Here is a 4,792-nt window from a genome sequence, read left to right on the forward strand (position 1 = left end):
GTCCCACCCCGCTGTGGGGCGGCGCGCCCGCGCGCGCCCGCGCGCCCACCGGGCCACAGCGGCGCCCTCACGCAACCACAACCCCCCAACCCCCTTCTCACCACACGCCCCCGACTGCATATACGTGCGTCGTACGGGCCGAGCCGCGGGGCCCGGCACGGGCTCAGTGCTGGACGGCCAGCCGGCGGCCCGGCTCCCACGTGCCGAACTCGCCCTGCCGGTAGAGGGCGGCGGTGCCCGGGAACAGCTCGCTCTCCTCCACCCGCCCGATCAGCAGCAGGTGGTCGTCCGCGTCCACGGTCCGTACGAGCGTGCAGCCGGCGTAGGCCACCGCGTCCCCGGTGAGCACCGGGACGCCCGCCAGTCCGCCGCGCCAGGCCACGCCGTCGAACTTGCGCGCCGCCTTGCCGGCGAACAGCCGGGCCGTGTCCTGGCCCTGGTCGGCCACGAAGTTCATGCCGAACGCCCGGGAGGAAAGGATCGCGGGCAGGGTCCGGGACCCCTTGCCCACGCAAAGGAGGAGGTGGGGCGGCTCCGCAGAAACGGCGGAGAAGGCATTGCAGGTGAATCCGGTCGGCTCGCCGTCTTCTCCGAGTGCGGTGACGATCGCGACAGGGGTCGGAAACGAACCGAAAACCTTACGGAAGGTATCCGCGTCCAGCATGGTGTCCACTCCGTCGAGTCAGTTACGGGACTTTCCCGCTGCATGGGCGGCACTATCGGGGCAGTGGCTAGAAACTGCCTGGAAGGGAACTCGGCCGGTGGACCAGCCCCCCTCGAGCCGGTGCGTTCCCGGCGACCGGAGCGCGGTCGTCCGCCGGCCGTCCATCGCGGCCGCATCGCCCGCCCGGCCGGAAGCGGAGCAGGAGTCTCCGACCGTCGCCGGATGCATCCGCCCTGGTCAGGACTGCCACTGCCCCGTTGTCCGAGACCGCCGGCACGCGGCCGCGCGCGGTGTGCGGGGGGCTTGCGGGACGGTTCCGCTACGCCGGCTCGTCGGCCGGCGTGACCAGTCCGGCGGCCGCCAGATATCCGATGATGTCCTCGGTCACCTGCGGCGGCAGCGGCAAAGCGGCCGAAACCGCTGTGAGCGTTGTCGGCCACGCGAGCGTCATCGCGACCCACGCCGCCTCCTGCCGGTGCAGGACGACTCGGTGGGGGGCGTGGTCGGACTCCAGGACGCATCCGATGCCCGACTCCGGCACGGTGAAGGCCACGTGCCGCGGCAGGCACACCCGGCTCTCACCGGCCGGGCGGATCAGGACGAACGATGCCGCCGACGACAGCGGGACCACGGACAGCAGAGGCCCCTTCAGGTCGTCCACGCCGAGGGTGCGCACCACGAGGTGCGACAGCTTGCTGAGCGCCGGCAGCGTGAACGGGCACTGGTCCTCGGGTCCGCTCAGGGCGTTGGCCAGCAGTACCGGCCCGAGTTCCATCCTCCGCAGCACCTCGCGCACCGCCGGGCTGGGCCGCTCGAGCCGGTCCTCGCCCCAGCGGCTGGTGAGGAGCAGCGCATCCCCGCCCGGCCCCTGGTCGATCATGACGTCCTCGGACAGCGACCAGAGATGGAAGGTCTGGACACCCCCGGTCGTTTGCCGCATGTTGCACCTCTCTTGCCGGGCGGAGGGATTCGTCGAGTATGGACGCGGGCCCCGGTCCGACGACATACGGTGCGCCATAAGGCCACCGGGAATTCCTCACGCCGCCTCTGAAACGGACCGGATGGATCGGTCCGGATGGATCGGTCCGGATGGATCGGTCCGGATGGACCCGGGGTGGGCGGCCCCGGGGTGGGCGGACCGGTCAAGGGCGGGCGGGCTGTTCCGCTCCTCGCCCGCTGCGGCCGAAGACCGCGGTCACCAGCATCGCGGCGAACGCGAAGGCGCCGGCCACGGCCATCGCGAGACGGGGTCCGGAGGCGTCGATGATCAGACCGCCGATGAACGAGCCCACGCCGATCGCCCCGTTGAAGGCGGCCACGTACAGCGAGGAGGCGGCCTCGCTCTCCTCGGGGACGAGCCGCATCACCCAGGTCTGCAGGGCGACGGGCAGCGCCGCGTAGAGCACGCCCCAGCACACCAGCATGGTGATGACCAGCGGGCCGCCGGTCCCGCCCGCGTACATGACCAGCATGACGACGGCCAGCAGTCCGGTGCAGCCGATCAGGCTCGTCCGCAGGGCCCGGCCGACGACGGCGCCGGCCGCGAAGTTCCCCGCCAGCCCGGCCGCGCCGAAGACCAGCAGCAGCGCGCCGATGAGGGACGGGCGGACGCCGGTCACCTCCTGGAGGAAGGGGGCCACGTACGTGAAGGCGAGGAAGTGACCGCTCATGATCAGTGCGGTGACGCCGACCGCGACGCGCAGCGGGCGGTGGCGCAGGACGTGCAGGAGTGCGGACAGGCTGCCGCTGCCGCGGGCGGGCAGGGCGGGCATGAACAGCAGGCTCGCGCCGAGGACGAGGAAGCCGAGGAAGCCGACGCACACGAAGGCGGCGTGCCAGCCGGCGGACTGGCCGACGGCGGTGCCCAGCGGGGTGCCGGCGACGGAGGCGAGGGAGATGCCGCCGAGGACCACCGACGTCGCGCGGACGGCGTGCCGCTCGGGGACCAGCCGTACGGCGATCGACACGGCGATGGACCAGAACACGCCGTGGGCCAGGGCGACGATGAGGCGCGCGGTCAGGAGCAGCGCGTAGCCGTCGACGACGGCGGCCATGAGGTTGCCGGCGATGTAGAGGACCATCAGGGCGACGAGCAGCCACTTGCGGTCCACGCGCCCGGTGAGTGCGGTCAGGGGCGCGGCGGTCACCGCGGCCAGCGCCGCGAAGCCGGTGACGAGGAAGCCGGCCGTGCCCAGGGAGACCGAGGTGCCGTCGGCGATGGACGGGAGCAGGCCGATCGGCAGGGTCTCGGTGGTGACGAAGGAGAAGACGCCGAGGGCCAGTCCGACGACGGCCAGCCAGGCGCGCAGGGCCGTGCCCGGCGCGGCGGCCTCGGGCACGGCGGCCGGCGTCGGCGCGGGGGGCGGTCCGGGGGCCGGATCCGTTTCTCCGGGCCGCTTGCTGCTCTGACGGGTGACGCTGGGGGACATCGTTGCTCCCGGGTTGATGGTCCGGCGGGGAAAGGGACGGAAATCCTGTTCGCGGGAATCACGACGACGCGGAGAATGCGCACAACAGCGCTTCGCGAAAAAGTCCGTCGGTGAATCATCCCGCGCCCGCCCGCGCGGAGGAAGTGCGTACGGGTCGTGGTGGTGGGACCACCAGCCAACGACCGGCCGACGCCTCTGATCTGCTGAAACTCCCCCAGGACTGCGCCTGTTGGCCCCCGTGCTGGTGGCGGCACCACCCGGACCGATCAGCCCAGGCAATGCGGCCGCACGTCCGGTAGCTTTCTCGGCATCCCCCACCGCGCACCGCATGTTCGCATCGCAATTCGCTCGCGGATTCCCCCTCTTTTGAAGGAGCAGAAAACGTGTCGACGGACAGAATGCGTACCCGGGTGACCCGACTCGACACGCTGACCGGGTTACGCTTCCCCGCCGCCTTCGTGGTGTTCCTGTACCACGCGGCGCTCCTGGCCTTCCTGGGCGTGCCCTGGCTGAGCAGCAGCTCGGCCGTGACCACGTACTACGACGCGGTCGCCCACGCCGGCGCCCTCGGCGTGACGTTCTTCTTCGTGCTCAGCGGCTTCGTCCTGACCTGGTCGGCCCGGGAGACCGACACCGCGCCGCGCTTCTGGCGGCGCCGCTTCCTCAAGATCGCTCCCAACTACGTGGTGGTCTGGGCGCTGGCCATGCTGGTGTTCGCCGCTCCGCTGACGGACATGACGACCGGGCTGCTCAACCTGTTCATGGTGCAGGTCTGGTACCCGGACTTCGCGATCAACTTCGGGGTGAACCCGGCGGGTTGGTCCCTGGGTGTCGAGGCGGTCTTCTACCTCCTCTTCCCGGTCCTGATCCACTGGATCAGGAAGATCCCGGCCCGTCGGCTGAACCTCTGGGTCCTCGGAGTGATCGCCGGGATCATCGCGACGCCGTTGCTCTCGACCCTGCTGGTGCCGGCCGGGGCGATGATGCCCACGGAGCCCGACACCTCGATCAACCAGTACTTCTTCTCGTACATCCTGCCGCTGCCGCGCGTGCTGGACTTCGCGCTCGGGATCCTCGTGGCCCGTTCGGTGATGGCGGGGCGCTGGCGCAACATCGGCATGGTCTGGTCGGGCGTCCTGCTCGTCGCGAGCTACGTGCTGGGCTACTTCACCCCGCCGATCTACTCGACGCGGGCGGTCTGCGTCATTCCGGCGGCCCTGCTGATCGCCGCCGGTGCCATCGCGGACGACGAGGGCCGGTTCACGCTCTTCCGCAACCGCGTCATGGTCTGGCTCGGCGACATCTCGTTCGCCTTCTACCTGGTGCACTACACCGTGATGGTCGGGGTGTGGAAGCTGCTCGGCGGCAACTCGTACTCGGTGCCGGGGGCCGTCGGCCTGATGGTGCTGTGCATGGGGGTGGCGATCCTGGCGTCCTGGGCGCTGTTCACCCTGATCGAGCGGCCGATCACCCGGCGCTGGTCGAACCCGGGGAAGAGGCCGGCGGCGGCCGGGGCTCCCGTGGCGCAGTCCCGTCCCGCGGCGCGGGAGCTCCCCCTCGCGGCCCGGGGCGCGGGCGAGAAGATCGGCTCCGCGCCCGCCCCGTGACCGGGGGCACGACGAAGGGGACCGCCTGCCCCGTCCGGCGGCCGCCGGGGGGGGGCCGCGGGGGCCTAGTGAGCCCCGCGCGCGTGACGGGG

Annotated in this window: 4 protein-coding genes; 1 reads left to right on the forward strand and 3 read right to left on the reverse strand. The window is 71.6% G+C overall.

Annotated features, from left to right (window positions below):
* Nucleotides 1-163: 163 nt before the first annotated feature.
* The 3 genes from ACFXA3_RS35630 to ACFXA3_RS35640 form a co-directional block, all read right to left on the reverse strand.
* Nucleotides 164-664, reverse strand: a complete 501-nt coding sequence (locus tag ACFXA3_RS35630) for a flavin reductase family protein (protein ID WP_385194062.1) — start codon at nucleotides 662-664, stop codon at nucleotides 164-166.
* A 319-nt stretch (nucleotides 665-983) separates the two neighbouring features.
* Nucleotides 984-1,604, reverse strand: a complete 621-nt coding sequence (locus tag ACFXA3_RS35635) for an NADH oxidase (protein WP_385194065.1) — start codon at nucleotides 1,602-1,604, stop codon at nucleotides 984-986.
* Nucleotides 1,605-1,806: 202 nt separating this feature from the next.
* Entirely contained in the window at nucleotides 1,807-3,093 is a 1,287-nt protein-coding gene (locus tag ACFXA3_RS35640) for an MFS transporter (protein ID WP_385194067.1), read from the reverse strand.
* 383 nt (nucleotides 3,094-3,476) lie between these two features.
* On the opposite strand from ACFXA3_RS35640, the gene ACFXA3_RS35645 reads away from it, so the two are divergent.
* Nucleotides 3,477-4,700, forward strand: coding sequence for an acyltransferase family protein (locus ACFXA3_RS35645; RefSeq protein ID WP_385194069.1), 1,224 nt, complete (start codon nucleotides 3,477-3,479; stop codon nucleotides 4,698-4,700).
* Nucleotides 4,701-4,792 lie beyond the last annotated feature (92 nt).

The organism is Streptomyces sp. NPDC059456, from assembly GCF_042750055.1.
Lineage (GTDB): Bacteria > Actinomycetota > Actinomycetes > Streptomycetales > Streptomycetaceae > Streptomyces.

Excerpts from the sequence above, each read along its gene's own strand:
- ACFXA3_RS35630 (WP_385194062.1), bottom strand. The coding sequence starts at position 664 with ATGCTGGACGCGGATACCTTCCGTAAGGTTTTCGGTTCGTTTCCGACC.
- ACFXA3_RS35640 (WP_385194067.1), bottom strand. The coding sequence starts at position 3,093 with ATGTCCCCCAGCGTCACCCGTCAGAGCAGCAAGCGGCCCGGAGAAACG.
- ACFXA3_RS35635 (WP_385194065.1), bottom strand. The coding sequence starts at position 1,604 with ATGCGGCAAACGACCGGGGGTGTCCAGACCTTCCATCTCTGGTCGCTG.